The sequence below is a fragment of the Bradyrhizobium sp. WSM4873 genome (genome assembly GCF_055811355.1).
Genome location: NZ_JBVVPS010000116.1, coordinates 1 through 662, shown reverse-complemented (window position 1 = coordinate 662; position 662 = coordinate 1). Strand labels below are relative to the sequence as shown.

General features: G+C 67.5%; 1 protein-coding gene. It reads left to right on the top strand.

Annotated elements, in window-relative coordinates; genetic code table 11:
- Nucleotides 1-662 (top strand): caspase family protein (locus AC0L21_RS37990; protein WP_473267124.1); only part of this gene is annotated, 662 nt, incomplete at both ends.

The following is a 662-nucleotide window of genomic DNA, read 5'->3' as shown; positions in this document are numbered from 1 at the left end:
GCGCGGCTGGCTAATCCCGACAACGACGCGGCTGCCATCAGCGACGCGTTCAAGCGGATGGGGTTCGATATCGTGGAGCTGCACCGCGATCTCGGCGTCGTCGAGATGCGGCGGGCGGTGCGCGATTTTGCTGCGGTTGCTGCAGATTCCGACATGGCCGTGGTCTACTACGCCGGTCACGGCATCGAGGTGAACGGCGCGAACTTCCTGATTCCGGCAGATGCCAGGCTGCAAAGCGATTTCGACGTCGAGGACGAGGCGGTCCCGCTGGACCGGATTCTCCAGGCGATAAATCCGGCGAAGCGGCTGCGGCTCGTCATCCTCGATGCCTGCCGCGACAATCCGTTTGCGGAGCGGATGACACGCAGTGTGGCCACGCGTTCGATGGGCCGCGGCCTTGCCAAGATCGAGCCCGCGACGGCGGATACGCTGATTGCGTTCGCCGCCAAGGCCGGCGCGGTCGCCGGCGACGGCGACGGTGCGCACAGCCCGTTTGCGACCGCGCTCCTCAATCATTTGGCGACGCCCGGCCTCGACCTTCGCCTGACGCTTGGCCGGGTCCGCGACGAGGTGCTGAAGAGCACGGGACGGCGGCAGGAGCCGTTCGTCTACGGATCGCTCGGTGGCGACACCGTGGCGCTGGTGCCGCAGGTTGCGCCGCC